General features: G+C 40.0%; 31 protein-coding genes and 1 riboswitch. Of the genes, 8 read left to right on the forward strand and 23 right to left on the reverse strand.

Features of this window, described 5'->3' with window-relative positions:
• Nucleotides 1–330 precede the first annotated feature (330 nt).
• The 3 genes from ACJ9PY_RS20785 to ACJ9PY_RS20795 all read right to left on the reverse strand — a co-directional run bounded on the left by ACJ9PY_RS20785 (nucleotide 331) and on the right by ACJ9PY_RS20795 (nucleotide 2,366).
• Nucleotides 331–783 carry an SRPBCC family protein gene (locus tag ACJ9PY_RS20785; RefSeq protein WP_057276932.1) on the reverse strand — a complete coding sequence of 151 codons (453 nt, stop codon included), beginning with the start codon at nucleotides 781–783 and terminating at the stop codon, nucleotides 331–333.
• A gap of 154 nt (nucleotides 784–937) precedes the next feature.
• On the reverse strand, nucleotides 938–1,810 hold the full coding sequence (locus ACJ9PY_RS20790) for an AraC family transcriptional regulator (protein ID WP_063575304.1): 873 nt from the start codon (nucleotides 1,808–1,810) through the stop codon (nucleotides 938–940).
• Nucleotides 1,811–1,913: 103 nt separating this feature from the next.
• The gene (locus ACJ9PY_RS20795) at nucleotides 1,914–2,366 is read right to left on the reverse strand and encodes a GNAT family N-acetyltransferase (protein WP_411738883.1); all 453 of its coding nucleotides are present in this window, start codon (nucleotides 2,364–2,366) and stop codon (nucleotides 1,914–1,916) included.
• A 221-nt stretch (nucleotides 2,367–2,587) separates the two neighbouring features.
• On the opposite strand from ACJ9PY_RS20795, the gene ACJ9PY_RS20800 reads away from it, so the two are divergent.
• A complete protein-coding gene (locus ACJ9PY_RS20800; RefSeq protein WP_054399815.1) occupies nucleotides 2,588–2,767 on the forward strand; it encodes a small acid-soluble spore protein H in 180 nt (59 codons plus the stop codon).
• Between the two features lie 205 nt (nucleotides 2,768–2,972).
• Here ACJ9PY_RS20800 and ACJ9PY_RS20805 read toward each other — a convergent pair whose 3' ends face one another.
• The 3 genes from ACJ9PY_RS20805 to ACJ9PY_RS20815 all read right to left on the reverse strand — a co-directional run bounded on the left by ACJ9PY_RS20805 (nucleotide 2,973) and on the right by ACJ9PY_RS20815 (nucleotide 6,717).
• A complete protein-coding gene (locus tag ACJ9PY_RS20805) occupies nucleotides 2,973–3,485 on the reverse strand; it encodes a DUF3189 family protein (protein WP_411738884.1) in 513 nt (170 codons plus the stop codon).
• A 195-nt stretch (nucleotides 3,486–3,680) separates the two neighbouring features.
• Nucleotides 3,681–4,790, reverse strand: a complete 1,110-nt coding sequence (locus ACJ9PY_RS20810; protein WP_411738885.1) for a D-alanyl-D-alanine carboxypeptidase family protein — start codon at nucleotides 4,788–4,790, stop codon at nucleotides 3,681–3,683.
• 955 nt (nucleotides 4,791–5,745) lie between these two features.
• A complete protein-coding gene (locus ACJ9PY_RS20815) occupies nucleotides 5,746–6,717 on the reverse strand; it encodes an acyltransferase family protein (RefSeq protein ID WP_063575299.1) in 972 nt (323 codons plus the stop codon).
• Between the two features lie 349 nt (nucleotides 6,718–7,066).
• Between ACJ9PY_RS20815 and ACJ9PY_RS20820 the strand changes: the two genes are divergently transcribed.
• On the forward strand, nucleotides 7,067–7,459 hold the full coding sequence (locus ACJ9PY_RS20820) for a thiol-disulfide oxidoreductase DCC family protein (protein WP_411738886.1): 393 nt from the start codon (nucleotides 7,067–7,069) through the stop codon (nucleotides 7,457–7,459).
• Nucleotides 7,460–7,535: 76 nt separating this feature from the next.
• Here ACJ9PY_RS20820 and ACJ9PY_RS20825 read toward each other — a convergent pair whose 3' ends face one another.
• The 7 genes from ACJ9PY_RS20825 to ACJ9PY_RS20855 all read right to left on the reverse strand — a co-directional run bounded on the left by ACJ9PY_RS20825 (nucleotide 7,536) and on the right by ACJ9PY_RS20855 (nucleotide 11,084).
• Entirely contained in the window at nucleotides 7,536–8,882 is a 1,347-nt protein-coding gene (locus ACJ9PY_RS20825; protein WP_411738887.1) for a DUF3238 domain-containing protein, read from the reverse strand.
• 136 nt (nucleotides 8,883–9,018) lie between these two features.
• Nucleotides 9,019–9,465: a glucose starvation-inducible protein GsiB gene (gsiB, locus tag ACJ9PY_RS20830; protein ID WP_411738888.1), complete on the reverse strand. Its 447-nt coding sequence runs from the start codon at nucleotides 9,463–9,465 to the stop codon at nucleotides 9,019–9,021.
• 152 nt (nucleotides 9,466–9,617) lie between these two features.
• Nucleotides 9,618–9,824, reverse strand: coding sequence for a general stress protein (locus tag ACJ9PY_RS20835; protein WP_306804719.1), 207 nt, complete (start codon nucleotides 9,822–9,824; stop codon nucleotides 9,618–9,620).
• Between the two features lie 156 nt (nucleotides 9,825–9,980).
• On the reverse strand, nucleotides 9,981–10,136 hold the full coding sequence (locus ACJ9PY_RS20840) for a YvrJ family protein (RefSeq protein WP_034309764.1): 156 nt from the start codon (nucleotides 10,134–10,136) through the stop codon (nucleotides 9,981–9,983).
• Nucleotides 10,137–10,176: 40 nt separating this feature from the next.
• Entirely contained in the window at nucleotides 10,177–10,395 is a 219-nt protein-coding gene (locus ACJ9PY_RS20845; RefSeq protein ID WP_053536155.1) for a DUF2922 domain-containing protein, read from the reverse strand.
• 43 nt (nucleotides 10,396–10,438) lie between these two features.
• The gene (locus ACJ9PY_RS20850; protein ID WP_053536156.1) at nucleotides 10,439–10,657 is read right to left on the reverse strand and encodes a DUF1659 domain-containing protein; all 219 of its coding nucleotides are present in this window, start codon (nucleotides 10,655–10,657) and stop codon (nucleotides 10,439–10,441) included.
• A 145-nt stretch (nucleotides 10,658–10,802) separates the two neighbouring features.
• Entirely contained in the window at nucleotides 10,803–11,084 is a 282-nt protein-coding gene (locus ACJ9PY_RS20855; protein ID WP_063575294.1) for a DUF2798 domain-containing protein, read from the reverse strand.
• Nucleotides 11,085–11,213: 129 nt separating this feature from the next.
• Between ACJ9PY_RS20855 and ACJ9PY_RS20860 the strand changes: the two genes are divergently transcribed.
• Both ACJ9PY_RS20860 and ACJ9PY_RS20865 read left to right on the forward strand, forming a co-directional pair.
• Complete coding sequence (locus ACJ9PY_RS20860) at nucleotides 11,214–12,077, forward strand: LysR family transcriptional regulator (RefSeq protein ID WP_330501546.1); 864 nt, start codon at nucleotides 11,214–11,216, stop codon at nucleotides 12,075–12,077.
• 146 nt (nucleotides 12,078–12,223) lie between these two features.
• Nucleotides 12,224–12,883, forward strand: coding sequence for a hypothetical protein (locus ACJ9PY_RS20865; RefSeq protein ID WP_411738889.1), 660 nt, complete (start codon nucleotides 12,224–12,226; stop codon nucleotides 12,881–12,883).
• 43 nt (nucleotides 12,884–12,926) lie between these two features.
• On the opposite strand, the gene ACJ9PY_RS20870 is transcribed toward ACJ9PY_RS20865, so the two are convergent.
• The 4 genes from ACJ9PY_RS20870 to ACJ9PY_RS20885 all read right to left on the reverse strand — a co-directional run bounded on the left by ACJ9PY_RS20870 (nucleotide 12,927) and on the right by ACJ9PY_RS20885 (nucleotide 14,863).
• A complete protein-coding gene (locus ACJ9PY_RS20870) occupies nucleotides 12,927–13,181 on the reverse strand; it encodes a sigma-G-dependent sporulation-specific acid-soluble spore protein CsgA (RefSeq protein WP_034309781.1) in 255 nt (84 codons plus the stop codon).
• A 108-nt stretch (nucleotides 13,182–13,289) separates the two neighbouring features.
• Complete coding sequence (locus tag ACJ9PY_RS20875; protein WP_034309784.1) at nucleotides 13,290–13,487, reverse strand: helix-turn-helix transcriptional regulator; 198 nt, start codon at nucleotides 13,485–13,487, stop codon at nucleotides 13,290–13,292.
• Nucleotides 13,488–13,515: 28 nt separating this feature from the next.
• Complete coding sequence (locus ACJ9PY_RS20880) at nucleotides 13,516–14,007, reverse strand: DUF6773 family protein (RefSeq protein ID WP_063575291.1); 492 nt, start codon at nucleotides 14,005–14,007, stop codon at nucleotides 13,516–13,518.
• Nucleotides 14,008–14,293: 286 nt separating this feature from the next.
• Complete coding sequence (locus tag ACJ9PY_RS20885) at nucleotides 14,294–14,863, reverse strand: dihydrofolate reductase family protein (RefSeq protein WP_411738890.1); 570 nt, start codon at nucleotides 14,861–14,863, stop codon at nucleotides 14,294–14,296.
• Nucleotides 14,864–15,053: 190 nt separating this feature from the next.
• Here ACJ9PY_RS20885 and ACJ9PY_RS20890 point away from each other — a divergent pair, with 190 nt between their 5' ends.
• Nucleotides 15,054–15,980: an NAD(P)-dependent alcohol dehydrogenase gene (locus ACJ9PY_RS20890; protein WP_411738891.1), complete on the forward strand. Its 927-nt coding sequence runs from the start codon at nucleotides 15,054–15,056 to the stop codon at nucleotides 15,978–15,980.
• A 906-nt stretch (nucleotides 15,981–16,886) separates the two neighbouring features.
• Nucleotides 16,887–16,990, forward strand: a riboswitch (purine riboswitch).
• 178 nt (nucleotides 16,991–17,168) lie between these two features.
• Nucleotides 17,169–18,038 carry a 5'-methylthioadenosine/S-adenosylhomocysteine nucleosidase gene (locus ACJ9PY_RS20895; protein WP_411738892.1) on the forward strand — a complete coding sequence of 290 codons (870 nt, stop codon included), beginning with the start codon at nucleotides 17,169–17,171 and terminating at the stop codon, nucleotides 18,036–18,038.
• Nucleotides 18,039–18,148: 110 nt separating this feature from the next.
• Here ACJ9PY_RS20895 and ACJ9PY_RS20900 read toward each other — a convergent pair whose 3' ends face one another.
• The 3 genes from ACJ9PY_RS20900 to ACJ9PY_RS20910 all read right to left on the reverse strand — a co-directional run bounded on the left by ACJ9PY_RS20900 (nucleotide 18,149) and on the right by ACJ9PY_RS20910 (nucleotide 19,909).
• Nucleotides 18,149–18,520 (reverse strand): hypothetical protein, encoded by a 372-nt coding sequence (locus ACJ9PY_RS20900; protein WP_063575287.1) that lies wholly within the window; start codon nucleotides 18,518–18,520, stop codon nucleotides 18,149–18,151.
• A gap of 160 nt (nucleotides 18,521–18,680) precedes the next feature.
• On the reverse strand, nucleotides 18,681–19,406 hold the full coding sequence (locus ACJ9PY_RS20905) for a ZIP family metal transporter (protein ID WP_034309799.1): 726 nt from the start codon (nucleotides 19,404–19,406) through the stop codon (nucleotides 18,681–18,683).
• Between the two features lie 164 nt (nucleotides 19,407–19,570).
• Entirely contained in the window at nucleotides 19,571–19,909 is a 339-nt protein-coding gene (locus ACJ9PY_RS20910) for a hypothetical protein (RefSeq protein WP_034309801.1), read from the reverse strand.
• A gap of 205 nt (nucleotides 19,910–20,114) precedes the next feature.
• Here ACJ9PY_RS20910 and ACJ9PY_RS20915 point away from each other — a divergent pair, with 205 nt between their 5' ends.
• Both ACJ9PY_RS20915 and ACJ9PY_RS20920 read left to right on the forward strand, forming a co-directional pair.
• Nucleotides 20,115–20,609, forward strand: a complete 495-nt coding sequence (locus tag ACJ9PY_RS20915; RefSeq protein ID WP_230135107.1) for a L,D-transpeptidase family protein — start codon at nucleotides 20,115–20,117, stop codon at nucleotides 20,607–20,609.
• A 540-nt stretch (nucleotides 20,610–21,149) separates the two neighbouring features.
• Nucleotides 21,150–21,698: an SMI1/KNR4 family protein gene (locus tag ACJ9PY_RS20920; RefSeq protein ID WP_098863822.1), complete on the forward strand. Its 549-nt coding sequence runs from the start codon at nucleotides 21,150–21,152 to the stop codon at nucleotides 21,696–21,698.
• A 238-nt stretch (nucleotides 21,699–21,936) separates the two neighbouring features.
• On the opposite strand, the gene ACJ9PY_RS20925 is transcribed toward ACJ9PY_RS20920, so the two are convergent.
• The 3 genes from ACJ9PY_RS20925 to ACJ9PY_RS20935 form a co-directional block, all read right to left on the reverse strand.
• Nucleotides 21,937–23,538 carry a sodium:solute symporter gene (locus ACJ9PY_RS20925; RefSeq protein WP_283929178.1) on the reverse strand — a complete coding sequence of 534 codons (1,602 nt, stop codon included), beginning with the start codon at nucleotides 23,536–23,538 and terminating at the stop codon, nucleotides 21,937–21,939.
• Nucleotides 23,539–23,679, reverse strand: coding sequence for a hypothetical protein (locus tag ACJ9PY_RS20930; protein WP_153246165.1), 141 nt, complete (start codon nucleotides 23,677–23,679; stop codon nucleotides 23,539–23,541).
• Nucleotides 23,680–23,779: 100 nt separating this feature from the next.
• Nucleotides 23,780–25,537, reverse strand: coding sequence for a sigma-54 interaction domain-containing protein (locus tag ACJ9PY_RS20935; protein ID WP_411738893.1), 1,758 nt, complete (start codon nucleotides 25,535–25,537; stop codon nucleotides 23,780–23,782).
• Between the last annotated feature and the right edge of the window lie 120 nt (nucleotides 25,538–25,657).

Here is a 25,657-nt window from a genome sequence, read left to right on the forward strand (position 1 = left end):
AAAAGATCTAATCGCAGCAAACGATTTGATCCGTAATTATAATTAACGGTCGGTTGTATCCGCGGGCCTAACACGGTTGTACCGCTGAGCCGAGCCATTCGCTAATCTTTAGGGTGCCGGTTATAAAGACAGCTCCGAACTTCAGCTAAGCACCCATTAGTTCTATAAAGCATTTATAACACTTGTCCATCTTCATCATCAGGGAATCATTTCATTATTCATCAACTCCTTCATTCTTAATCAGTGAATTAGTTCCTCCTAATACTAGGGGAACATAAAAAGGCTGCCGCAGCAACCCATGATAGCAGAGTATAGTCTTAAACAAGGTTATTACCTATTCTCGGCAATCTTTTTCAGTGCCTTTGCACGAGAAACGATAAATGCCCTCATATACTTCTCTAAAAACAACTTATCAGCTAATACTCCAATTGGACCGAACGGTGACTTATATTGAAATGTATCCATCATTATAGTTCCGCCTGGTTCTTCTTTAAACTGATGTGTGTGTACGAAGGAATGGAAGGCACCCTTCACCATAATATCTACAAACTTATTTGGTTTTTCCATTAGTGTCACTTTGGCTTCCAGCCTTTGTTTAATACCAAAGTGAATGGCTTCCCAAGTAACAGCATCTCCCTCCTCTAATAGCCCTTCTGTCACACCATCAACAGCCATTTCCTTTGTGTTAGCTGTCGTTTTGGTATGGATATCCACACTCCTCGCTAGGTCAAAACATAATTCAACTGGTGCTTTAATAAATTGTTGATACTCAATTACAGGCATTTTCCAATCTCCTTATATTAGCACTTTCTATCCACCATTATAGCTCGTTAAAGCAAATTATACCCAGCTCTTATTCCCTTATCCTTCTCTGTTTGCTCCATAAGAAAAAGCTGCCATAAGACAGCTCTTCCGATAAATTCTTCGCCTGGTAAACTTACTTTTTCATAACGGGGATCCATATTTCACTTCTAAATGTTGGTGAGGTTATGTCTTTATTTTCATTCCAAAGGATTTCCGGCCCTTCTCTTTGTTCATAGTTAGAGGATGGAAACCATTCTGAATAAATGCGTCCCCAAACATTTTGCAGTGTTTCAGGAAAGGGGCCGACTGCTTCGAATACCGCCCATGTAGACGCATCAACATTCAGCTGTGTTAAGTTATCTGGACATTCCCTCGTTGTAGCTGCGCCGATATAATGATCAAGCTCCCCTTTTTCCTCCAACCGGCCTTCGGAAAAGTTCGCGGATGCACTAAGCAGCCCTAATGGCTCGACATTCGATAGGTTTTTAAGTTCATTTATCGTTTTCTCGTCTAAACTTTTCCACATAGATGCAATCTCTGGATTGACCCCGTTAAAAATGATTGGAACCCTTTTTTTAATTCCAATTATGTGAAATGCCTCTTTTTCTTCAATTCGATAGTTCATTTCACTGCCTCCTTTAATGGATAATTGGAAGGACATCGGTGGATAGGCTTTAAGTGAATGGCCATTACTTCTCGCTTCTGATGGCGTGATACCATGCAAATGCTGAAACGCCCTTGCAAACGAGTCTGGTGAACTGTACCCGTACTTTATCGCAATATCAATGACCTTTATGTTGCTATTTTTAAGCTCAAACGCTGCAAGTGTAAGTCGTCTTCGGCGGATATACTCGGATAGTGAAATACCGGCAAGGAAGGAAAACATCCTTTTAAAATGATATTCCGAGCAATAAGCGAGCCTTGCAACTTCTTTAAAGTCAATTTCGTTCGTAAGATTTTCTTCAATGAATTTAATGGCACCATTCATATTTTTGAGCGAATCCATTCAATGACCTCCCTTATATCAACAGAATAGCAGGAGTTGAAATGAAACATCCGACATTCTGTGCACGATTATGCAGGGTCTAATCCCTTTGTGTTAAAAGTACTTATTGTTGAAATGGGGTTTTACCGACTTTTTGCATAAATAGCTCTGGTTTATCAATCTCATTAAAACCAAATTTTTCATATAATGAATGTGCATCATTCGTTGCTAACATAAACCTGCGAACCTTTTTTAGTTCGGAATGGTCGGTGATAACGTCCATTAACCATTTTGATAATCCTAATTTACGATAGTCAGGTAATATAAACACATCGCAAAGATACGCATGGGTTGCTAAATCGGTTATTACCCTTGCAAACCCAACTTGATCACAACCTTCATTTCCTATTTCACCCTTATAAACCCCAAAACATAAGGTCGTATTTTCAATTGACTTTATTACTGTTTCCTTAGTTATCCCCTTTGACCAGTAAGCTTCATGATTCAAAAAATCATGTATTACATCTACATCTAAATACTTTTTATTAGTAGAAATCGAAAATCCTTCATTATTCATTTTACATCCCCCTATACTTTTTTAATTTTCTGTAATTATATCAACTGATTTTATCTTGAACTATCCTGCGTTATCGAAATATTTAAAAACTGCCATACAAATAGCTCACCCACCAGTTCGTTAAGTAAGGGATTCTTGGAAGAATTTTAATTACAACTAGTATATCTAAGTAAATCGGAACAAATATTAAACATGTTGCAAATTTAAAGGAGGTGGCTAATATGAACGCACAACGAGCAGAAGAAATTGCTTCTTCACCAAATATGGTTACTGTAACCTATAATGAGGAAAGTATCTACATTGAGCACGTGGATGAACAAAATGGAACAGCTACAATCCATCCCCTTGATGATCCAAATAAAAAACAAAGTGTTTCTGTAACCAGCCTGCAAGAACAGTAATTTCCTCGATTCATTAATAAACCTCCACTTCCGGGTGGTGGTTTATTGTTCGATTAAGTGCAAGCACCACCTCTTGTATAGCATGTATCCATCCAGAAGCGTAACAAAAAAAGCCAACATCAATTGTTGACTTGTATCCCTATAAAGTTGACAGCCTGCACTTTCAAAAACGAATTTTGATGGGCTAAGTAAATTTTTAATAGGATTACTTATATTTTTCATTTTCTATTATAATCACTTTTTCCCCATTCGCTGCTTTTCCTATTTGTTTCGTGTTTTCAACCAAGCGAAAAATATTATCACAGCATTGTTTGGTGCCTATAATTAATAATGGCACACCTATGAAATCAATTTTTAATGCTCTTGATAAATATCCCCCTATAGACATGGCAATAGGGACAGTTGGGGATGTATTGGAGAATACAATTTTTTCGTTAAAGTGAAATTTCTCTTCCAGTTGTAAAGTCAATTCTTTTAATGCCGGAACAACGAGTTTCTCTCTTTTATGTCCCATTGTATAAACGGAATTGCCATCTTCATCGACCCCGCGAAAAATCAGCTTTCCAAATTCCTTCTTCGTTAATTTATTAAAATATTTCACATTTAATATTTCTTCCGATGTTAGTTTTCTTTCCGATTGAGGTAATTGTTTTAAATGATAGGCGGCAGCCAAAGACGTGGTATGTGTACCTCCATAATCATTATAGATATACATCATGAAATCATCCCTAATAGTTTTTTAATACTATTATGGTCATATACTCCATTTCCAATTCAGGTAGCCTTTTGCTGTCCGATTAGTATAGTCCTGTCCTCGGATCATCAATAAAAATAAAAGAGTGCACCTATCAGTCATGAATGATAAGGGCACACTTTTATTTTTTATATACTGGGGTATGTATAGTAACAGGCTCTAAAACCCTCCCAAACCTAGAGATGGGACAGAAAATTTTATTAGATTATCATTGATTGTTTCTTGTTTAATCGGGGCAGGCAATACTGTGTTCCTAACATCAGCGACCGTTTTAAGGTCAAAGGAGTCGATTGCTTCCCCTTCTTGGTTCATGATTGAAAGCACTCCATCATTACTCGTTTTTAGACTAGGTTGATCACTGATTAAATGAGTATAGTATATGTCTTCGTTCAGCGTGTAGGAATTAGAGTAATCCGCTGAATAAAGTTTGCTTTTTTTATCTATTTTTCCTGATTTAAAGTTTTCAAAGCCATAGTTGAATAAAAGCTTGGTATCAGAGTAGGCAACTTTGTCAGAAGGAGCTTTTAGAGTGACAGCAATCAATTCCTGTTCTCCTCTAGTGGCAGTAGAAATCAGGGTGTAGCCGGATTGACTTACGAAACCGGTTTTCCCGCCGGTTATTCCCTTATAGGGGAGTTCGCCTTTTAACATTTTATGATGGGTAATCAGAGTTGTGTCCCATGTTTCCACTTCCCATGGTAACTCCTTCTTCCCAAAATACTCACGGAATGTTTCATTTTTCATTGCATATTGGGTAATTTTCGCAAGGTCACTGGCCGTAGTTACATGGTCTTTGTCAAACAATCCATGGGGGTTCGTAAAATGAGTATCGGTGACGTTTACTTCTTTTCTTAAAAACTCATTCAAATCTTCCATGAACAATTTTTCACTGCCAGACATATGCTCGGCAATTGCGATGGCTGCATCATTTCCGGAGTTGATTAGCATGCCTGCAATTAATTTGGAAAGCTCTATTTCCTCCCCAGGTTCAATAAATACCGAAGACCCGTCTGCCTTCGCCGCTTTTTTGCTAACAGTCACCAGTTCGTTCTTATCCCCGTGTTCTATAGCATATATCGCTGTTGCCACTTTCGTTAGACTGGCTGGATACATACGTTTATCCATGTTTTTTCCGTATAATACTTTTCCACTTTTCGCGTCAATAATGATCCCGGCTTCACTATTGAGAGGTAAGTCAGATTCTGCACTTACCTTCGTAGAGGCGAAAGGGATTATAGCCAAAATGAAGATGATTAAAAACTTTTTCATATGCCGCTCCTTTGATGATAGTTAAATCTTATATAGTTATAATAAAATAAATCTGAATGTTTAAAGTTGTTTTATTGAAAGTGAAATACAAAAGTAATTACCCCTTAATAATTTTGGAAACATTTCGGGTAATCACCTTCATTTTCTTTCCTGAAATAACTTTAAAAGGCTTGTAACCCTTTTAGTGGAGCCTCCATTTAATCCCCATTAAACGGATTTTTTAGCAGCTCACTAAATACCTGGAAATTTCTTTTCATGAAAAAACCCTTCAAACGGAAGGGCTCTGCCTGTAGAGAAACTCTAAGAAAAGCGAGATTGACTGCAGTTTTTTCTTTTAAAAATTCCAGTTGATTTCAGAAATCCGCTCCCTTTCCGCCGACTGTCTGCCAAGCCTCCTCGACGCAAGCGTCTCCGGGGTCTCGGCTAGCCAGTTTTTCGGCAGGAGTGTCGCATATTTCTTCCATCCATTAAGGATTACAGGAAAAAAACATGAAGGATAACCTTGTCTTAAATAGGGTTTGGAATAAGACGAGCCAGCAGTTTTTTCTTTTAAAACACAAAGTTGATTGGAACGAAAGGTGCGAGACTCCTGCGGGAAAAGCGTGGCAAGGGAGACCCCGCAGGCGCGCCGAGGAGGCTCCCTGACCGCCCGCGGAAAGCGAGTACCCTACGTTCCAATCGACGTTCCAGGTTTAATAAACCCTTATAAAAACTGAAGACAAAAGGGGCTTATCTAAATTTCAACACAAAGTCGATTGGAACGAAAGGTGCGAGACTCCTGCGGGAAAAGCGCGTCGAGGGGAGACCCCACAGGCGCAAAGCGCCGAGGAGGCTCCCCGACCGCCCGCGGAAAGCGAGTACCCTACGTTCCAATCGACGTTCCAGATTTTATAAACCTAAATGAAAATTGAGCAAACTTGTTTTCATCGAGTTTGTCTACAGTGTTAAAATTCTGTTATGTTTTCATTTTCATTCCTATTAACGCGCATTCCACTTTTACTATCGGTTTTCTTGATAATATAAATATTATGGTTACAGGTATGACTAATAAAACATAGTATTGGCCACTTTCTTTGATCCAATCATAAATAAATGAATTGTAAACATATTCCAGGAAAAACATATGAAAAAGATAAATACCTAATGTAATGGATCCTATTTCAGTAAAAAACGTTTGTTTTTTAGGAACTATACATAAAAAACAGTAAGTTGCTGCTCCCATAATTAAATATACGAGTAACTTATATATAAAACCGAGGGCAATGGAGCCTTCCATTAATTCTTGATAACCTAAGCGGCCATAAAACCATTCCCTCCAAGTCATTTCCCCATAGAAATAAATTCCAATAAAGATCAACCCTAGTACAGCCCAGCCGATCAGGGCATTACTTTTCTTTTTAACCCATTCAAAATGATTTTTTTCTAAAAAATGACCAATTAAAAAGAAAGGAAAGAAAAAGAAGGTTCTCGATAAACTTAACCATTCATTCACTTCACCAAAGTAACCGATTATTAGAGAGACAATGATTGAAAGGGCGATTCCATATTTCCTGGAGGAAAATATAAACAATAATATATTCCAGCAGAATAAGCTTATTAAGAACCACAAAGCCCATCTTGGAGTCAATATTGTGAAGTCTATTGGTTCATCAAATACCTTCCGATAATAGAAGGTATATATCACCTGGAATATTACATAGGGAATTAATATTTTCTTAATGAGCCCCCAGAGGTCCTTTTTACTTTTTATCTTCCTGGAAAAATAACCGGATACTAAAATAAAAGCTGGCATATGGAATGAAAAAACAAACAGATAAATAGTTAAAATCCATTGGTTTTCTTCCACCATTCTAGCTAATGTGTGCCCCAAAACAACTAGTACGATTAAGACAGCTTTCGCATTATCAAAATACGGATCACGTTTCATGAAATCTTACCTCCTATAAAGAAACTGCCAGTTATATTTTCTAATCCTCATTTATGGTTTGAATGAAAAAGCCGGCGTTCCTCTACTATAGGATTGCCGGCTTGGAACTTCATTGGAGTATCTACCATATCACAGCTTGTTTACAGTTTAGTTAATGGAAAATAACAGTTTGATAACAGTCAAAATCCACCCGCCAATTGGCTTACGTACCCGTTAGTGACTTGCCGGAACGAACAATCTCTTCCATCATCAAAACTCCAGGCAGTTCCAGACGTTTTCGTCTTTTCAAAACGGGTAGTGTATTATATAAGCATGAGTATGATAACGTCTCTCTATAGGAGGAATGTTCATGAATCCGGTCATTTTGTTTGATGGTGAATGCAACTTTTGCGATTCGAGTGTCCAGTTCATTATCAAGCGGGATCCGCAGGGGCTTTTTCATTACGCTTCTCTTCAAAGTGAGGCAGGACAAGAGTTGCTGAAGAAGTATGATGTTCCTGCAGATATAGATAGCATGGTGCTGATCGAAAAGGATAAGGCCTACTATAAATCGTCTGCAGCCCTGAGGATTTGCCGCGGCTTACAAGGGGCATGGAAATTGCTTTACGGTTTCATCATTGTCCCAAGCTTCATCGGGAACTTCGTTTATGATTTCATTGCCAAGAACCGTTACAAATGGTTCGGAAAGAAAGAAGAAAGCTGTATGCTGCCGTCGCCAAGTGTTCGAAAGCGGTTTTTATAAAAAAATGTAGTGGTTGGATTGGCATTGGTCCTCAACAAAAAAAAGGACGATAAGCGCTCTTGGCTTTTCGTCCTTTTCATTGTGTGAATGTGGAGTATCTCCATAAATGATTGGCCGTAGGGTGCGCCATCATTTCGAGCCCTTTGTTTTCCGCTAGGTGCAGCGGTTTCCAGTTTTGGTCATCTGCCTCCTTTAGGTAGACTTCGTGATGCGGGGCCTGATCATGATAGCCGGCGATATTGATTTCACCATTTCGGTAAAAGGTGCCGATCACTTTATAATCCACGGCAGGTGAAATGATGATCGGATTGCCTACAGAGTGTGTCAGCTGAATTGTCGTTTTCTCATGATTGGATACTACGCGCTTCACTATAACACCTTCATCCGAGGCCACTCCCTCCTCAAGGAAATCCCCATCATGGTTGTAGGCCTCACTTTTCCCGACCGCTTTGGAAAATTCAATCTCGGCTTCCCTTTCCTTTTCGTGAATGAACACATCGACCCTGGTCCGGAAACGGGATGATTCAGGATCAAACCCGCGGTTGTCTCCTTTAAAATAGGGAACCTTTGAGGCCAGATTGGGGTTTTTCAGCCACTCTTCCGGTAAAAAAGTGGAATAGCGCAGCTGCCAATTTCTTTTCCTTTTACCATCCACATCGTTTTCAACTGACTGTAAAAGCTGTTTTACAGGTCCTATTTTTTTAGTATTCGTTATTTCCTCGATCGCCGCCTTTGCTTGGGATGAACCTTTTTTTACGGTTCCGACAATACTAGCTACAAGGGATTTCACGGCAAAGGACTCCTGCTCCGAGCGCGGAAGGGGCCGCTTCGCTTTAATGGTATATGTGTATTCCTGATTTTCACTAATACTCCGATCATTGAAGGAACATCCGCTCACTTTCCCAATATCCACGCCGTTTCGATAAATCGTATATTCTTTTATTCCCTTGATGGGCTCCCATTCCAGGCTGGCTTGGCCTTTTGCGACAATTGTGGTGAATACCAAATCCAAAAGGATATTATCCTCTTTTTTATTTTCGGCGGTCGTTGATGTCTGTATTTTCATCCTGTTCACTGCCTGTTCTTTTTCATTCAAGCTATCTATCGTGTACGTATAGATGGTTCCTGGAGTCAGGTCCCGATCTGCCATTTTCGGCTCCGAGCCGCTGTAAATCAGCTCTCGCCCCCTGAATACCCGATAGTAACCACCTTCATCAGGCCAAATAAGCTTGATGGAATCCTCTTTCCGTTCAATTTTGCACATCAATGAAGCCGTTTTGAATACCGCTTGATGCTTCCTCTTATTGGAAACCAGATAAGCAATTCCCGCAAGACCAAGAGCAAGCAATGAATGCCGTGCAGTGAATGTAACACCGCCTACTTTTAAACGGGGAAATGAATAATGGGCAATCAACTTCTTCATCACCTCTTCTTTTTCTAGGTGTTATTCTTTACCCACTTTAATCCCTGAGCACACTTTGCGATGTGCTGTGCTGGCATAAAAAAACCGGGGGAATGTTTACTCCCTCGGTCATGTATAAGTTTCACTGGATTATATTTTAACGGCGGCTTTTTTCCCCGCCTTTGCGTCCTGCTTCTTCACGGCTCATTTTTCCATCATCGGAATCATCACTTTGATTGCCCCGTGCCTCTCCGCCTTTTTCGCCGATTTCCTGATAGAATTCCTTGCCATGGCTGTCGGATGTCGCTTCTCCGCCTTTTTTACCAATCTCTTGATAGAATTCCTTATCATGATTTTCGGATGTCGCTTCTCCGCCTTTTTGGCCAATCTCTTGATAGAATTCTTTATCATGATTTTCGGAGGTTGCTTCTCCGCCTTTTTGGCCAATCTCTTGATAGAATTCCTTATCATGATTTTCGGATGTCGCTTCTCCGCCTTTTTGGCCAATCTCTTGATAGAATTCCTTATCATGATTTTTCGCTGTTGTTTCTCCACCTTTACGTCCTGCTTCTTCGCGACTCATTTTCTCATTGTTGTTAGCCATTAAAAATTCCTCCTTATTATTTGGATTTTCCATGTACTAGCTACATATGTCATGTACCCGCTTGAACAGCCATAAAACTAGATTCAGCTATAAACTTCAGATCGTTTTTTTTAGCGGCGGCTTTTTTCCCCGCCATTAAGTGTGATCATTTTTCAATTGGAATCACGTTGATCGGCTCTAGCCTCTCCGCCTTTTTTGCCGATTTCCTGATAGAATTCCTTATCATGATTTTCGGAAGTGGCCTCTCCGCCTTTTTGACCAATCTCTTGGAAAAATTCCTTATCATGATTTTTTGCTGTAGCTTCCCCGCCTTTGCGGCCAGCTTCTTCCCTGCTCATTTTTTCATTGTTGTTAGCCATTAAAACTCCTCCTTATTATTTGGATTTTTGATGAACTAGCTACAGTTTTATGTATACCCGATAGTTTTGATATAAAACTAGAATCTATTAAAACTTTTCCATTTTAAAAGGAAAAGCCTCATGGATGATATCACCCACGAGGCTCCCCGCTTATCCTTAACCTGACTTCGGAATCCCTTCTCGCAGGCGTTCTGGCAGCTCCACAAGGGTTTCATTCAAAGTATCCAATTTCGTTTCAATCCTATGAAGCAAATAAAGGGTAACAATGATCGGGAACCCAATATCACTGACAAACGGCAGGATTTGATCCACTTTTTCCACCTCTCTTCCAGGGTGACCTACAAAACCGTTCTTAGATGAGTTCCACTTCCTCGACATTCCGCTCGACAAGGCGTGCCGCTTTCAAATCGACGAAATCCCCTGAAGATGTGACGAACACGTTCCCCGCAATGATTTTTTCCATTGCCAGTTTAACCGTATTCACTTCGACCGGCTCCTTCGGATTATCAACGGAAATCGTCGCTGACTTTCCTTCCTCCGTAACGAAAATCAATTCCAGTACTTTAGCCATTTCCAATCACCTCCCCCGCTTCCGGCATCTTTCCAAATACCGTTTAGCCAATCAATGAATACATATCGACCCTGGTCACTTCACCCATTGGATAATTCTGCACACTTGTGATTGCAACAGCCGTCGAAAACAACTGATCCGCCGTCGCCTCGACCTTGATGTTCGAAAAGGTCCTCCGCTTGAAAACGAGAGCCCCTTTTTCATTTAACCCCGTCTCAAAATCGATCCGCAACGTACTTGAAACTGGAATCTGTTTTGCCATGCCATTCACCCCCTTTCACACTCTATATAAACTTTTACAGGATGAAAGTAGCATGATCTTGAAATTTTGCAGGGAAACGCAAAAAAGGCTCCCCATCATTTGGGCAGCACTAAAATCAGGAAATCCTTTTAATTATCTACTGGCATCATCCATTGTCTTCTTCTCTCACTAATAAATCCTTCTCAATCATGAGCGGTTTTTCTACAAAATTAATTCTTCTCATTATTTGTTGTATGACTCTCGGAAAAAAGTAAGCTCCAAAGAAAGCACAAATAAAAGCCTGTGACCAAGTTTTTAACCATGCAGATAAGAATTGATGATCATACCCCCTATTTATTGAGACTAATATGAATGAAATAAAAAAGGACATACAAAAAGCCATTAAACATGCATAAATAATATTTCTGTATTTAACGTTAATCTTCATTATTTTTCTGCTTCAACTCCATGATTTAATTTTAGATTCCAACTATATTTTATTTCTTCCATTTACATTAGTAAAACCAATTTTTATAATAGTTCTATTAGAATTACTAATGCAAAGGGGTAAGTTCGGTTGAATTCGTATTATGCTTTTATCAAAACCATAGAAACAGGCAGTTTTACAAAAGCGGCTGAAGAACTTGGCTATACGCAGTCCGCCATTAGCCAGATGGTCCATTCATTAGAGGAAGAGCTTTCCACCACTCTTATCTTACGTTCTCGAAAGGGTATTACACTGACACCAGATGGCGAGGAATTTTTGCCTTATATCAGGAAGATTTGCAATTCACATAGGGAACTGACTGAAAAGCATAAAGAGATGGAGGGACTGCAAAGCGGCCTTATTCGTATTGGTACCTTTTCCAGTGTTACATGTCATTGGATACCAGGATTGATCAAGGATTTTAAGGAACTTTATCCAACTGTACATTTCGAATTACATCAAGGAAATTATACGGAAATCTCAAACTGGATTAAAGAAGGCAGCGTAGACTTTGGCTTTGTGAATTCAAATGTTTCGGAATTAACTACGATTCCCTTGCAAGAAGATGAGATGGTGGCTGTGATGCCAGTAAATCACCCTTTAACATCATCCACAGTAGTCTCCTTGGAGGAATTGCTAAAAGATCCTTATATTCTGTTGGATGAGGGAGTGATACATGAACCATTAATGATTTTTAAACAGTACGATTTTGAACCTGATACACAATACCGGGTATATGATCCTTATGCGATTATGTCCATGATTGAACAAGGGCTTGGCATTTCGATTTTACCGAAACTGCTCTTACATAAATGTCCCTATAATATTGTAACGAAAAGCATCTCTCCTTCTATTATCCGAACCATTACTTTGGCGTATAAGGATAAAAGGGTATTGCCAATCGCCAGCAGGTATTTTATTGACTTTATCATTGAAAGGTATAGGGAAATCTAACGTTTTTGCTTTTATCTTATTTTCCCTTTACATTCTTTTTTTATAACTTACATTCCTGATGCGAAGTTAAATTGCAGCTGCCTTTAAATGGCATGTCATGTTCGGCTTTTCTGGGAAATAATAATCTCGAAAGGAAGTGGATGTTGATGTCATTAGAATGGTTTGACAGAGTAAGCGGGGAATTGCAGGATCATCTTAAATCAATTTGTGAGAAATACGATCGCAATGGCAGTATGATCGTGGAGCGCGGGTCTAAGCATCCACGCATCGAGTTTTATACTGAGCTGGAAGACGATGAGCGGGATTATTTTTCCTCGCTGTTTTTTGATCCGTATAATGAAGAATTTTATATGGAATCGTTCGATCCGGATTTAGGGCAGATCAGCAAGGTCATTCTTTCGGATATTGAAGATATCATCGATGCTGTCCATGAGAGCTTCCATAACTATTTGGAAGAAGATGAGGATGAGGATGATTACGATTATGCATATGAAATGGATATGGATGATGATAATGATGATTTGTATGATCCTGACGGCGAAAATTCCGATATATACGAAATCGATGTAGATTGGGAAACGCCTGAAGTGACTGCCTATATCCAGGATAATGAAGTGGAGGTCACCTACCAGTTCGGTATCATTCAGGAGACGGGTGATGGTGTGCTGAAACGGATCAATCGGATTCGGACAGCGGATGATGACCTGATAAAGGATGAAACGAATTTCATTTTCAGCAAGGAAGAAGCAAGCACGATCATCGCCATGATAGCCAGTCATATGGATTCACTTAGTGAAATGGAATAAAACCAACAAAACCTTGTCCATGATCATCATGGACAAGGTTTCATCATATAATAATCAGTTCATATACCTCTGATAATTGCGTGACCCGTTCCGAATCACTCGCTTCCTTTGCATGCTTGATTTCCTGAGGAAGAATATGGTTAAGGAGACTGGCCTCTTTACCGGATAGCTTATTGACGAGTTCTTCTTCCGAATGAAAGTGTCCGCTTTTGATTTTATTATATATTTCCTGCGCTTCAGGATATTGGTCCGTATAGTTAGACAATATCTCACGTAAGTAACCAATCGTACGATCCATCAAACCATCCCTCTCGAATGTTAGATTTTTGCTTACATGCTATACCTTCCCCCATTTTTTGATGATAAATTCCTGAAAAAAAAGATATCCAAGTCAATGGATACCCAATTAGTCTTCCTCCCAAAACAAATCATCCAATGTACGGGATAATGCTTTACAAATTCCGACACATAAACTTAATGAGGGGTTATACTTTCCGGATTCAATCAATCCTATCGTTTGCCTGGATACGCCGACAATCTTAGCCAGTTCTTCTTGTGACAAGTCCTTTTCTACTCTCGCAAGCTTCAGTTTTATATTTTTCAAGGGACAGCACCTACTATTTCTTATTATCTTAGCTATTTTTCATTCCGATTTTCTTCGCCAGCAAGTATATACCGCCAAAAAACAGAAGTAAAATCGGCAAATAGATCATGACGGATACAAACGATACCAATATAAAATACCATACGCCCTGGGAACTGCCATCGGCATAGGATACAGCACTATTCACGCCCATGAATATAGCGATGATAAGTGCTAAAGCAACTGCCCCAAGAACCGTCTTCTTGCTCATCGGTGTTTTGCTGTTGCGGTCATGCATCTCCACCTCATCCCAGAATACACCTAAGAAAATCGAACGAGCTAAGTAATACAGCCCCCCTCCAACAAGGATCGCGAATTCCAGATATAACTCCCCGCTGCCTGCACCATATTTATATAATTTGAAAAGTGCACTCGCCAGGCAAATGACCAAAATGACATAGTACATTTCTTTATAAATTTTATTTCTTACATTCTCAATCCGCTCATCCGTGATCTTTTTCGTTCGTTTAAATAGATTCATCTTTAATCGACCTCCATTTAATTCCATCGCTTCCCCTTATTATATGATTCATTTTACTTTTTGCAACATATATATTACATTTTATAATTTATAAATTGCATTATGTATAAAAAAAGGGACCCATACATCAAGTATGGATACCTATTTATGGCTTTACTCGTAAGTTTTGGGGATTTACTCGTGAATTCTAAGCATTTACTCGTGAGTTTTTGGGTTTTACTCGTGAATTTCAACGTTTTACTCGTGAATTCATCATTTTACAAGTATATTTCATCATGCTTAACAATTACTCTTCATTAAGATGATAGCAAAGTTGGACAACGCCAGAGGAAAAGCTTTTTGTATTAACCAGTGTTAGGTTCAATCTCTCCTTTATGTCAATAAACAAAGGTTTTCCTTCCCCTAAAATAACAGGGTGAACAGATAACCTGAATTCATCAACCAGCCCCAATCTTATAAAAGATGTAATAAGACTTGACCCGCCATAAAGCCAGATGTCTTTACCAGGCGTATTCTTTATTTTATTTACTTCTTCAACAATATCATCATTTATTGTCGTTACGTTATTATCCGTGCTTTTTTTCGTTTTAGAAAACATGAATTTTTGTTTGCCATGAACGATATTCCACATTTCTTTTTCAGTATCGGATCCCTCATTTTCTGGCGTATATTGCCCCCATAAATCATAGCTTTTTCTTCCATAAAAAATAGCATCAATTTGATTCAAGAAATCAATGAACCCCATATCAGAGTCCATAATGCACCAGTCGATTTCTCCTTTCGGCCCTTCAATAAATCCATCTAATGTAACTGCTAAATCTAAAATAATTCTTCTTGGTCTTTCATTAATGGTCATTCTTTAATCTCCTTCTTTTATAGAATTCCCCTTGTTGATCAGCGTTACTGCCCCTGACCGATACTGGACAAATACCTGCTGCTTTTAAGCATTCATTCTAAAGTTTTTTCCGTTTCTCTTACATGTAGTTTTATATTACAGCTTCTATCATAGTATTAAAAGATTGTATCAAAAACTAAGGAGACTTGCGATGAAAGCAATGGTATGCACGAAATACGGTTCACCCGATGTACTGGAACTCAAAGAGGTAGTAAAGCCAACCCCAAAGGACAACGAAATACTGGTAAAGGTTCACGCGGCAACAGTGGCTTCTGGGGACGTAAGAGTCCGGAGTTTCAATAGCCCTTTCTTATTATGGCTGCCGATGCGAATGTTCCTGGGCCTTAGAAAACCGCGAAAACCGATACTCGGAGTGGAGTTGTCCGGGGAGATAGAAGACACGGGGAGGAATGTAACAAAATTCAAAAAAGGCGACCAGATTTTTGCCATGACTGGAATGAATTTCGGGGCCCATGCCGAATACACATGCTTACCTGAAGACGGCCCAATCGCAATGAAGCCTGCCAATATGACCTATGAAGAAGCTGCCGCCGTTTCTTTTGGTGGAACGACAGCTCTGCATTTTTTCAGAAAAGCCAATATCCAGGACGGACAAAAAGTCCTCATCTATGGCGCATCCGGTTCGGTGGGCACTTCCGCGGTACAGCTGGCCAAATACTTTGGAACAGAAGTTACCGGAGTATGCAGTGCCGCTAATTTTGAATTGGTGAAATCATTGGGTGCCGATAAAGTAATTGATTATACGGAAGAGGATTTTTCGGAAAGACAAGAGCAATATGATATCATCTTTGATGCAGTCGGGAAAAGTTCGAAAGCCACATGCAAAAAAGCACTAACCCTGAACGGGCGATACGTGTCCGTTGAAGGACAGGGAATAGCAAAGGAACGTACGGAAGATTTACTATTTCTCAAAGAGCTCATCGAAACTGGAAAATTAAAATCGGTCATTGATAAACGCTACCCGCTGGAACAGATTCCCGAAGCTCATAAATACGTAGAGCTAGGACATAAAAAGGGAAATGTCGTGATAACTTTGGTTGATCATGATAGCCCCTGACAAATCAGAAATCCGCTCCCTTTCCGCCGACTGTCTGCCAAGCCTCCTCGACGCAAGCGTCTGTGGGGTCTCGGCAAGCCAGTTTTTCGGCAGGAGTGTCGCAAATTTCTTCCATCCATTGAGGATTACAAGAAGAAAACATGAAGGATAAACTAGTCTAAACATAATTGAGACTAGCCTACAGTTTTTTCAAGAAAACATTCCAGTTGATTTCAGAGATCCGCTCCCTTTCCGCCGACTGTCTGCCAAGCCTCCTCGGCGCATGCGCCTGTGGGGTCTTGGCTAGCCAGTTATTCGGCAGGTGTGTCGCAAATCTCTTCCATCCTTTAAGGGATTACAGAAAAAAACTTAAAGGATAATCTAGTCATAAACATAATTCGGGATGAGACTAGCCTACAGTTTTTCCAAGATAACATTTCAGATTATTGCAGAAACCCGTTCCCTTTCCACCGACTGTCTGCCAAGCATGCGCCTGTGGGGTCTTGGCTAACCGTTATTCGGCAAGTGTGTCGCAAATCTCTTCAACCCTTTAAGGAATACTGAAAAAAACTATGAAGAGTAATCTAGTTTACCTTTAAAATTTTGGTTCTGGGCGAGAGCAATTCGGAACTCCTTTTACCGGAAAGTTGATGGACCGCCAGACCCTACAATATTTCTTAAAAAAGAAGTTCCAGTGATTGGAACGTAAGGTACGAGACTCCTGCGGGAAAAGCGCGTCTAGGGGAGACCCCTCAGGCGCAAGCCGAGGAGGCTCCACGACCGCCCGCGGAAAGCGAGTGCCTGGAGTGGAAATCAACGTTATTATCGAATTAGACCCCCTTAAACACGAACATTAAATTATATTTATATTTTAATGTTCACTTTTATGTTGATTATCTTTCATTTGTTTGTTATATTAGCAAAGTAATAATCATACATATCATTACTCGTATATGCTCGGAAATATGGTCTGAGCGTTTCTACCTGGTTCCCAGTTAAAGAACTAGACTACGAGTTAAAGTATTCGGCCGCCCGCTTTTTGAGCAGCTAATGATTTAGCAATCGCTTCATTTTTGCTTGATTATCTATACTTTGGCTATCGTAGGTCTAGAAGGCAGCATTCATTCTGCCGTTCTGGACCTTTTTCTTTGACCACAACTGCGAGTGTTTCAAACAATTGGATAATTTGTTTTTAAGGAGAGAAAAAACATGTTAAAAAAGTACACTCTATTAGGAATCATTACTTTACTTTTCGTGTCGGTGATTGCAGCTTGCAGTTCCACTTCCAAAAATGAAACGGTCGAGAAAAAGACACAAAGGCCGATCATGATTCAAGGTCCAATGCCAATCGAAGCTGAAAATTTCGCGAAAAGGTTAAAAAATGTTAAAGAAGAAAAATCAGGGGATTTTGTATTTTACATTGGGACTTTAGACAATTATCCTGTAATCGTTGCAAAAACAGGTAAAGGGATGGAAAATACGGCTGCCGCTACAGCATTGGCCATTGAAAGATATAACCCTATTGCCATCATCAATCAAGGGACATCAGGCGGACATGATCCAAGCTTAGACGTTTTTGATATTGTTTTAGGAAAAAGAACGGTAAACCTAGGTTCATTAAAAACGGCAGATAAAACTGAAAACGAAGGAATCGATCCAACCGTTTGGAAACCAATGGACCTAATGGCTTCTGAAGGAAGTGCAGGAGAAGATCCTAATGCTGAAAAACCACGCTTCTACGAAGGAGATAAGGATTTACTTGCAGCTGCTCATGCAGTTAAAGATACTTACACAAAAGGTAAGGTTGTCGATGGTACTATCGGTTCTGCAGACGTTTGGAATAATGAAGTGGATCGAATTAAGTGGTTCCATACGAAATATGGTACATCTGTTGAAGAAATGGAAGGAGCTTCGGCAGCACAAATCGCCAAAGCTTACGATGTGCCCTTCCTAGGTATACGAGTGCTATCCAATAATAAAGTGAATGGCGGTAAATATAACCCTAATACAGCAGCAGCCAATCAAGAATATGTGTATGAAGTGGTCAAAAAATATATCTCTTCGATGCCAAGCAAATAAGATCGGGCTCGGAGCATATAGAATTAGAATCTTTTTGGTCAACTATCCCTATAATGAAAAAAAAGAAGAGCACATAATATGTGCTCTTCTTTTTTTCGCGGGTGCCCTAATTAGCTGACTATTGATTCTTCCTCCTTGCAAAAGGTTAAGCTGAGGCTATTCAACGTGTAAAGTCTAGCGGTGAAAATGAATAAATCGCTATAGTTATTTTCAACGTACTCTTCAATGATTGCCATCCCTTTTCTGAATCTATCAACTAATAAGTGCGTATAGTTTTCATCCCAGGTAAATCGGTTGATCCGTTTAAGTTCATCGGCCAATACTTGAAACTTAAATTCCTCAACAAGAAGCTTCAATTGATACAATTTATCTTTATTTAAACAAAAGCAATTATTTTCATTTTCATGATTTTCCCGGACGAATGTAATGAAACCATTTAAATTATCAGCTAACATATTCGCTATTTGCATCTCGAAGTTCATTTCCAACAGCTCCTCAATGTCTAAAATCTATATGAAGAGTGTATGATTTGAAATGATATTTTAACACCAACAATTCTTTTTCGAGATAGATTCCTTGTACATTTCCTTCTATGATAGAATTCACAAAAAAATTGCCCCCCTTCCTTCCAAGGGGACAATCTTACATCGAATCCAGAACTAAAGAGATAAGCAGGCCCGCAGCCGTGAATATGCCCGTGATCGGCCCTCCGTCTTCATATGCTTCAGGCATCATCGTTGAGGCGATCATGGCGATGATTCCCCCTCCCGCAAAGGCTGCCATCGCTGCCAGGACATAGTCCGGGGCATGATCGAGGAATAGATAGCCCGACATCGAGGAAAGTGCCGAAATGATCAGGACGGAAAACCACAGCAGCATGATTTTCTTCTTGGAGTAATCACTTTTGAGCAGACCTGTCGTACTTGAGAGCCCCTCCGGAATATTACTGATGAAGATGGCAATGACCAATAGCCAGCTTACCGAGCCGCCGCTTATTAAGCTTGCGCCAATCATGATCGACTCCGGTATGGCATCCATCACCGTCCCGATGAAAATGGCTAGGCCCGCTTCCTTCGAAGAGCTATTATTGGAGCGTTTCCTTTTATCCGCACCTTTTTTGGAAATAAGAAAATCCAAGGCAGTAAACACGGCGGCCCCTGCTATGAATCCGATCCCCGTCGCCCAGATTCCTCCATCACTCACCGAATCAGCAAGCAGCTCATATGCCGCGGCACCAATCAATACACCCGTACCAAAGGCCATAATATAGCCAATGATGTTTTTCTTTATCGGAATGAGGATGGCGGCAAGTGCGCCAAGCAGGACGGCAGAACCCGATACCCCTCCCCAAAAGACCGCATTCCACATAGAATTCCCCCATTTCCTTTTTATAGGATAGTGTACCCGGGTTGATGTTGGGGTAAACAAGGGACGCTTTTGGCTATTCCAGCAAAAAAAAGCAGGTATATTCGCTGCCTAGTTTTTGGGTATAGAATAGTAGAGTACTTATGAGTATCCTGCCCTTCTCTGCCTTATATGACTGATATTTGCGGTTTTCCTTCTTCTCTTTCACTAACCTTTTCGATTTTATCGACAAACATTTGAAAAACCTTTCTCTTTTCTTCCAGCTCTTTTATCGACTCTTTCAATTCGTTCAATTTTTGTTCAAAAGGTTTATGATAGAGCTCGCGGATGTTTCGAATTATTTCATCATTTATAGTGGATTGCACAACTTGTTTAGTAATATTGAATTTATAGGAATAAACCTGAAGGTCACGCTTAACTTCTTCATACTCTTTTTCTATCCCATTTAATACATCACTGATTTCTTCATTCCATTCGATTAAAGCCTTTTTCACATGTTCCTCCACCCTTATTCCCCCTCTTTAACTAACAAAAAATCCATCTCGCTAAAAACTTATTTTATCAAAAGAACATTTCGGTTTCTTTTCGGCTTAGTTACTTAACAAATAAGTTTTATTAAAAACAGATAACAGCTTACAACGAGTTATGAAACACTTTTGAAAAATCACATAGAATGGAACATGACAAATATGACCTATGGAGGTGTTCAGACTGATTCATACAGTTAAACCAGGTGAAACACTGACACAGATATCCAGGGACTATCGTACACCACTATCTGAAATCATCGCTGCTAACCCGACCATAAACCCTAATGTCATTTATCCTGGCCAACCCATTATGATCCCTGGTTTTCCTCCTCCTGATACCATTCCATTTCAGATCGATGTGTCCGTTAACAATCGTAAGCTAAGGCTGCTAAAAAATGGAGTATTGCAAAAGCAATACCCGATCGCCGTTGGAAGAATGCTGTTCGGTACACCGGTAGGAAAATTCATCATCATTAATAAAGCCCCCAACCCCGGAGGCCCATTCGGTACAATGTGGATGAGTCTATCCAAGGAGCATTACGGCATTCATGGAACGAACGATCCCAGCTCAATTGGTAAAGCCGTCTCAAAAGGCTGTATTCGCATGCATAATCGGGACGTGGAGGAATTATCAAGGATTGTTCCAATCGGGACACCGGTTACGATCCATCCTTAATGGATGATTAATAACTCTGGAGGTTTTTTATCAGAGATTGGTAGGTACGTATCATGAAGATAATGTGGAGACTGAAGAGGGCAGCCTGACGTCGGCTGTTCTTTTTTGTTTTGATTTTAAAAAACCGCTCCCTAAAAAGTAATTATTTTACAATTAAATTTTGCATGATATTATTAATAATTAAGTAGGCAAGAGCAAGAAAAGATACATCTAAGGAGTGAAAAATATGAAAAAGAAAATCATCATGTGGGTACTGGTGTTCTAGTAGCCACCATTCTTCTTGGGTCAGTAGGCATGACATTCTATAAATACGCTCCAACTGAAGGAAAAACAACTACTGAAACCATTGAATGATTTTACTTTTGATTTCTGTTTCAATAAAGCATGTTCCACATCGAAATGATATACATCATGAATCGCCATTAAACTGTGGCGGAACAAATTCGATGTCTAATTTATTTCCATTGCCAAGATGACTCCATCAACAAACAGTAACTCTGGCGGGCTTCATATTAATTAATAATGGAGGGGATTAGTGAATTGAGTCATTTTGTACATAACACCCTATCTGGACTTAAAAAATTGTTGGATAACAACGAACAAATGAAGACAATATCAGAGGAAGGTGAAGTTGGTAGCGTTTCTTGTTCTTTTAATGCTCCAATACAAACAACTGAAATTGAAATGTTTGAAAGGGAAAATAACATCAAGCTTCCTGAAGACTATAAGGCCTTCTTAACACTCCATAATGGGGCAAGAATATATGAATTGATCGCAGAAGACGATATTAACATAGGGGGCGGCCTCCATTTATTTAGTTTAGATGAAGTAAAGGAAGCTCAAGAACTTGAATTAATGGAGGGACTTGGGCTTCCTATTGGGCATTTATTGGGTGATTGTTATCTAATATTAGATACAGAAAAACTAAAGGTTGGGAATCCAAATTACCTTAATATTTTGGAGTTTACAGAACTTACATCTCTAAATCTTAATTTTGAAATCTTTTTAGACCGCTACATTATTTCACAAGGTGAAGTGTTTTGGAGCTGGCCTATATACACAGCTGAAAACTACTATAGAACTAGGTAAAAAAATAAAATAGCGATTGCTAATTAATGCAGTCGCTCTTTTTGAATATTATTTCGATTCGATTTCAAGTATCACTGTTTGTTTATTGTCGTTTTTGTTTGTTTGAGAAATATCACCTGCGATATCGTTATGTTCAAACTCTTCTTTAGAAGGTGAGGGAAAATAGTCATAGTGATACATAGTTTGAAATTTAGCTAGTTACAGAAAAAATGACAGGGGGTTCCCCCTGCCATCTCATTCAATTCATATTGATCGGCCAATAATAAAACACCAGTGTAACCATGATGATCATGACGCCGCTGATCATTAAATAGGCTGGGTATCTGCGGGTGATGTTCATTTCTTTTTGCTCGTCTATTTCAATCGGGGTTTGAAGGATATTTGCCTGAAACTCCCTTTCTTCGATGGTGATCGTTCCATACTTGGAGCCAATGATAAGTGCACCTATGCTTAAAATTAAACCAATGATGACAGGATTGAGGTAAACGGGAAGGCTGATTCCGAACATGCCGAGACTTTCTCCGAGTATCACGCCAACGAAGCCGAATACGATGCTCCAAAAGGCGCCTTCTTTCGTTACCTTCTTTGAGAATACGCTTGATATGGCAATCGGTCCCCATGATGCCGCAAATAGTGTAGCCGCAAAGTAGCCAATCCACATGACGGCAGGCGGCTGGAACAAGCCAATCAATAGAATGATCAAGCTGATCACGACCATGGATATGCGGCTGGCCCGTAATAGATGATGATCTGTGTATTCCTTTTTCCGTGATTGTTCCATGATATCCCGTGTTATGCTGCTTCCTATAATCTGAAGGAAGCTCGAACAGGATGATAAGGCCGCAGCCATGATGCCGCTGACGATGATGACTCCAAGCCATGTCGGGACAATATTCATCGCTGCCCAAATGAATACCTTTTCCGTCGGGGCGATATCCGCTTTAATGGTGGTGATTGTCGATATGCTGATATGGAGAAACAAATAGACGGTCAAAATGGATATCGTTGCCCAAACGCCGGCCCGGATGGCTACGTGTTCATTTCTGGCCATTAAATATCGGCTGCTTTGCCATGGACTCACGGCAATGACAATGCCCCAGACCAAGCCCATGATGACGGCCCAGGCCAATGCTTCCCAAGGAGTGCCCATCGTTGCTGCAGGTCCGGTAATGCCATGCCAGCTTAATAAATCAGGTCGTTCAGCCAGGTTTGCCGCTTTCGTAACGGCATCAGGAAACCCGCCTGCGGATTTGATGATATAAGGAAAACTAAGATATGTTGCGATCGAGAATAAAAAGAACATCACCGTATCATTGACCATGACCCCCTTCGCTCCTGAGAGAATGGTGAAGGATGAATACACGACCCACATGATCACCAGAGCCATTGGATAGGAAACACCAGAAACCTCGGCCAATAAAACGGCTGCCCCTTGAGTAACGGCAACCAAGTATGCAGCGATTCCGAGAATCGTCGTGATCGCAGCCGCCAGCCTTACCTTCTTAGAATGAAAGCGGTTACCAAAAAATTCAGGAACGGTCAATGATTTGCTTCTTCTTAAATACCTGCCAAAAAGGAACACTCCGAATATATAGCCGCTTGCATTAAAAATAACGAGGATAAGCAGCAGGATCGGATACCCTTCATAGGAAAATCCCGCTTCTCCCATGAAAGATACCGTACTTAGGAAAGAGGCAACAAGCGTACCCGTAATCATCAATGTGTTTCCGCTTCGTCCAGAAACATAGTATTCCTCTGAGCTTTTCACTTTCCTGAATAAAAAGATGCCGATCGAGACGTATACACAAAAGGATATGATAATACCAAGGAGAAAGGCCACTTACATCCCCACCTTTTCAATCGGATCTTTTGCCTTTATTTCTTCTTGATTTCTTTTCATTCTTACTAGGAAAACCTTCGTGATCCACCCCATGACAATTAAGGAACCTCCATAGCTTAAAGAGAAAATCAGCTCACCCATTTCTTGACCCCCTTATCAAAATAAAAATAATCAATCATTAAATATGCAATATCCATACCAAGTTTTTGAATATTCAGATTTTAAAGAGGTTAATTTATTATTAATCGTCCTGATAGCTAAATTGGTATTTGCCCAGTTTGCGCATGATCGTCGTTTGGCTGACCTCCAGGGCCTTGGCCATTTTTCTGGTTGATTTATAGGTGGAAAGGGCCTGTGACAATAATTGCTTTTCCGTTTCCTCTAACGCTTTTTTCAATGGAATGATTCCTGTTAAATTGACCAGTGCCGTATCTTTGTAGGTTAAATCGGAAGGCAAATCCTCTATCGTTACGATAGGCTTTCTAGCCGTCACGACGATTTGTTCAATTACATTTTCCAACTCCCGAACATTGCCCGGGTAATCCTGCAGCTGCAGAATTAACTTGGAATGATCATCTATCGTGATGGATTGACCGTATTTTTCATTGAACTTCTTCAGAAAATAATCGGTTAATAATAAGATATCTTCCTTCCGCTCACGCAGCTGCGGTATTTCCATTGGAACGACATGCAGCCGATAGTATAGATCTTCACGAAATTGATTATTCTTGATCATTTGCTTCAAGTCTTTATTCGTGGCGGAGATGATGCGAATATTTACCTTTTTCTCCTTCGTTCCTCCCACCTTCATGAATGTTCTGTCCTGGACCAAATGCAGGATTTTCACTTGGATGTCGAGCGGCATTTCCCCGATTTCATCAAGAAACAACGTGCCGCCATCAGCACTCTCAACAAGCCCCTTTTTCCCGTGCTTATTAGCTCCCGTAAATGCACCGCTTTCGTAGCCAAATAGCTCGGACTCAATTAAAGCCGATGGAATCGCGCCGCAATTCACTTGAATGAAATTCTTATCCTTTCTGCTGCTGAGATCATGAATGACCCTTGCTAAAACCCCTTTTCCGACTCCGGTTTCTCCATGGATGAAGATCGAGGAATCCATCGGAGCGACTTTTTCAGCTAACTCAAAAACCTTTACCATCTTATCCGAATTTGTAATGAAGTTATTGAACGAAACGGTTCTCGAATTTTCATGCTGGGCCCGCTGGTTCCTAAGGTTCACTCTGTTCAATTGACTCTTCATCTCAACCAATTCGGTGATATCCCTGGAGTTCGAAACAATTCTATATAAGTTCCCCTCCTCATCAAAAATCGGCTTCGCTGTGCTGAATACCGTCAATCCATGCGGATAGGTTTGCTCCGCCGAATGGATTGCTTTCGTTTTCATCGTTTTTAATGTAACCGAGTTGACGATCAATCCCTTTTCAACCAACTCATTAATGTTCTTATTAATAAAGGCCTCCGGCGGCAGCCCTGTAAGCTTCTTGCACGCCTCACTCACGAATAACGTATCCCCATTCGCATCCGTCACGAAAATTTCATCATAGCTGGAATGCAGGATTTGCGTGAGCTCCTTTACCTTCTTTCTTGTCACCTCCAGCTCTTTCTTTAGTGATTCATTTAGACTGATTAAGCTCTTCATCTTCTTTTTAAGCAGCATTTCCCTGACTTCGGAGATCGGATAGCAGCTATATTGGTTATCGCCATGTCGAATCACAAAATCATAGGTGCTCATATCCTCTTCACTAAGCTTATCTAAATCATCAACGACGACAAACGATGAATTAAGATAAGCCGTGATTTCCTGATTTTGACCATCGCTATCCAATCTCTTCAAAAAGAAACCTTCCTCCAATATGCCGAGGATCTCCAAGTGATTTTTCATGACAATAAAAGGCGAAGAATTAATTTTCAATAATGCTTTCACATCCAAAATAGAAATATCGGAAAATACAATTAGTGATTCCTTTTTTACTTCCATCACATCACCCCATATTTTGATTTCGAACCGATTTTGTTACACTTTTTGATACAAAAAAGAAATAAGTATCATTTTCATAAGCGACGAATGTCTCTAAATCAACAAATTCAGAACTGAACC

Origin of the sequence: Peribacillus sp. S4 (genome assembly GCF_046715815.1) — a bacterium.
In the GTDB taxonomy this organism is placed as follows: domain Bacteria; phylum Bacillota; class Bacilli; order Bacillales; family DSM-1321; genus Peribacillus; species Peribacillus frigoritolerans.